The sequence below is a fragment of the Sinomonas sp. G460-2 genome (assembly GCF_047759905.1).
GTDB lineage: Bacteria > Actinomycetota > Actinomycetes > Actinomycetales > Micrococcaceae > Sinomonas.
Genome location: NZ_JBKZWT010000369.1, coordinates 1 through 3,261 on the forward strand (window position 1 = coordinate 1; position 3,261 = coordinate 3,261).

The 3,261-nt window shown below is 70.1% G+C and carries 3 protein-coding genes and 1 pseudogene; 2 read left to right on the forward strand and 2 right to left on the reverse strand.

Translation table 11 applies throughout. From position 1 onward, the window contains the following. The first annotated feature begins 296 nt into the window (after positions 1–296). Complete coding sequence (locus ACLN58_RS19905) at positions 297–884, forward strand: DUF1684 domain-containing protein (protein WP_415856971.1); 588 nt, start codon at positions 297–299, stop codon at positions 882–884. A gap of 31 nt (positions 885–915) precedes the next feature. Here the strand turns inward: ACLN58_RS19905 and ACLN58_RS19910 are convergent, their stop codons facing one another. Further along, on the reverse strand, positions 916–2,511 hold the full coding sequence (locus ACLN58_RS19910; RefSeq protein ID WP_415856969.1) for a cation acetate symporter: 1,596 nt from the start codon (positions 2,509–2,511) through the stop codon (positions 916–918). Then, positions 2,508–2,882 carry a DUF485 domain-containing protein gene (locus ACLN58_RS19915; protein ID WP_415856970.1) on the reverse strand — a complete coding sequence of 125 codons (375 nt, stop codon included), beginning with the start codon at positions 2,880–2,882 and terminating at the stop codon, positions 2,508–2,510. Before ACLN58_RS19915 ends, ACLN58_RS19910 begins: the two co-directional genes overlap by 4 nt. Before the next feature lie 196 nt (positions 2,883–3,078). On the opposite strand from ACLN58_RS19915, the pseudogene ACLN58_RS19920 reads away from it, so the two are divergent. Beyond that, positions 3,079–3,261 (forward strand): annotated as a pseudogene (locus ACLN58_RS19920) (sensor histidine kinase); the annotation flags it as partial.

Consider the following 3,261-nt stretch of genomic DNA (forward strand, 5'->3'; position numbering starts at 1 on the left):
CTCCGCGGGCTGCGCGCGGCTCGACGGGCGGATTCTGGGCGGCTGCGGAGACGAACGGCGTCCATACAGGCAACCCTAGCGAACCACCACCGAGGTAGTCTGGCGCCATGCACGAGCAGCGAGCCAGTGTTTCCCCGAACGGTCTGCCGGAGGCGTCCGAGTCGCCTGATGTCGACGCGGAAGGTGTCGACGCGGAAGGTGTCGACGCGGAAGGTGCCGACCCGTACGGCGTCGACACCGACGACGAGTCCGCCCTGGCCATCCCGGCACATGAGATCGCCGAATGGCGCCTCAGCATGTTCGCCGTCTACGCCTCGGTGAGGGATGCGCCGTCGCCCGCTGAGGCCCACGCACTGTGGTGCCGCGAGCGCGATGCCCTGTTCGTGGGCCACCCGGCCTCCGCGCTCCTTCCCGCGGACCGTGCGCGCTTCACGGGCCTGCGGGTTGCGCCATACGATCCCAGGTTCCGGTTCGAGCTCCCGCTCCTCCCCGAGGGCGCAGGCCAGGAGCGACCCGTGCGGACGGGCACGGACGGCATCGTCCCGTTCGTGCGGCTCGGCACGTTCGACGTCCCCGGCGTCGGAAAGCTCGCGGCATGGAAGCACGCGGGCTACGGCGGCGGGGTGTTCGTCCCGTTCCGCGACGCGACCGCGGGCCGCCCGGGCGGCTCGTATGGCGCGGGGCGGTACCTCCTCGACACGATCAAGGGCGCCTACCTCGGGGCGCGCACGGGCGACGACGGCGTGCCCGTCTACACGCTCGACTTCAACTTCGCGTACAACCCCTCGTGCGCCTACAACGAGGCGTGGGCGTGCCCGCTCCCCGGGCCGGAGAACCGCGTCGCGGCCGAGGTTCCGGTCGGCGAGCTCTACCCGATTCTGTAGCTGGCACGCCGACCGGAACCTCCTGGCCCGGCTAGTGCTGGACCGCCTTCTCCGCGCCGACGCCCGTGAGCGAGCGGACCTCCATCTCGGCCCGCTTCGCAGGGTCCTCGACGCGACGGTCCAGGACGCTTCCGAGCCAGCCGAGCGCGAACGCGAGCGGGATGGACACGATGCCGGGGTTGCTGAGCGGGAAGACCGCGAAGTTCGCGCCGGGAATCATCGACGTCTTGGCGCCGGAGACCACCGGAGAGAGCGCGATGAGGATCATCGCGGACGCGAGCCCGCCGTAGATGCTCCACAGCGCGCCCTGGGTGGTGAAGCGCTTCCAGAACAGCGAGTAGAGGATGGTCGGCAGATTCGCGGACGCCGCGACGGCGAACGCGAGCGCGACAAGGAACGCCACGTTCTGGCCGTTCGCGAAGACGCCGCCGATGATCGCGAGGATGCCGATGACGACGACGGTGCGCCGCGCGACCTTGACCTCCGCACCGGGCGTGGTCTTGCCCTTCGCGAGCACGTTCGCGTAGATGTCGTGGGCGAACGAGGCGGCGGCCGTGATGGTCAGCCCAGCCACGACGGCCAGGATGGTCGCGAACGCGACGGCGGCGATGAAGCCGAGCAGGATCGGGCCCCCGAGCTGGAACGCGAGGAGCGGGGCCGCCGAGTTCACGCCGCCGGGCGCGGCCTTGATGGTCGACGCGCCGACGAGGGCGGCGGCGCCGTAGCCGAGGACGAGGGTGAACAGGTAGAACGCGCCGATGAGCCAGATGGCCCACACGACCGACTTGCGGGCCTCCTTCGCGGTCGGGACCGTGTAGAAGCGCATGAGCACGTGCGGGAGGGCCGCCGTGCCGAGGACGAGCGCGAGGCCGAGCGAGACGAAGTCGAGCTTCGTCGTGTCGCTCACGCCGTACTGCAGTCCCGGGTTGAGCAGCGCCCCGCCCGTCTTGCCGCCGGCCTCGACGGCGCTCCCGAGCAGGCGAGAGAGGTCGAAGCCGTTCATCGCGAGGACCATGACGGTCATCGCGGCGGCGCCGATCACGAGGAGGAACGCCTTGACGATCTGCACCCACGTGGTGCCCTTCATGCCGCCGATGAGCACATACATGATCATGAGCACGCCCACGACCGCGATGACGACTGCCTGGCCGCCCCAGGTCGAGATGCCGAGGAGGAGCGCCACGAGGCCGCCTGCCCCGGACATCTGGGCGAGGAGGTAGAAGAAGCACACGGCGAGCGTCGACGTCGCGGCCGCGATCCGCACCGGGCGCTCGCGGAGGCGGAACGCGAGGACGTCCGCCATGGTGAACTTGCCCGTGTTGCGGAGGAGCTCGGCGACGAGCAGGAGCGCGACGAGCCACGCGACGAGGAAGCCGATCGAGTACAGGAACCCGTCGTAGCCATTGAGCGCGATCGCGCCCGTGATGCCGAGGAACGAGGCCGCGGAGAGATAGTCGCCCGCGATCGCGGTGCCGTTCTGCCAGCCCTTGAAGGAGCGCCCGCCCGCGTAGTAGTCGGCGGCGGTCTTGTTGTTCTTGCTCGCGCGCAACACGATCACGAGCGTCACCGCGACGAAGGCGGCGAAGATCGTGATGTTGAGCCATGAGGAGTCCTGGAGTCCCTTCACTGGACGCCTCCCTCGGTTGCCGGCGCGACGCCGGAAGCCCGGGCGCCGTCGAAGTCGTGGTCTTCGATCTCGGCACGGATCGCCTCCGCCGCCGGATCGAGGTGCCGGTTCGAGTAGCTCACGTACCAGGCCGTGATCGCGAACGTGCTCACGAACTGGAGCAGCCCGAGCACGAGCCCCACCGTGATGTTGCCTGCCAGCTTGATGGACATGAACTCGTGCGCGTAGTCGGCGAGCAGGACGTACGCGAAGTACCAGACCAGGAAGGCGGCGGCGAGCGGGAAGACGAAGCTGCGGTGCCGGCGCCGCAGCTCCGAGAATTCGGGGCTGGACTGGACCAGCCGGAAGACGGGACGAGCTTCTTTGCTCAAGGGATCCTCCTCGTGGTGCCCCCGCAGGCCTGCCGATGGCTGGCCCGCGCGGGCGTTGAGTGATGTGCATCACTTTCTAGGGCCGCGTTCCCCAACGCCATGCGCCCCGGGCCCTGATCGCCGGGCGGGCGCTCCCCTGCGCTGAACGGCGCCCCCGCGGCGGCGAGCAGCGCCGAGCGTTGCGTACCCTGTGGCTATGTCACCCGAGTGGCTCGCGGCCGCCGTCGTCCTCCTCATCGTCGCGCTGGGACTCGCCGTGGGCGCCGTCGCCCTTCGGCTGTGGCGCGCGCGGCGGGACTTCGGCAGCGACGCCGAGCGTGCCACGTACACAACGCTCCACGCGGCAACTCAGGCGGGGCGGTATCTCCGGGGCGGGCTC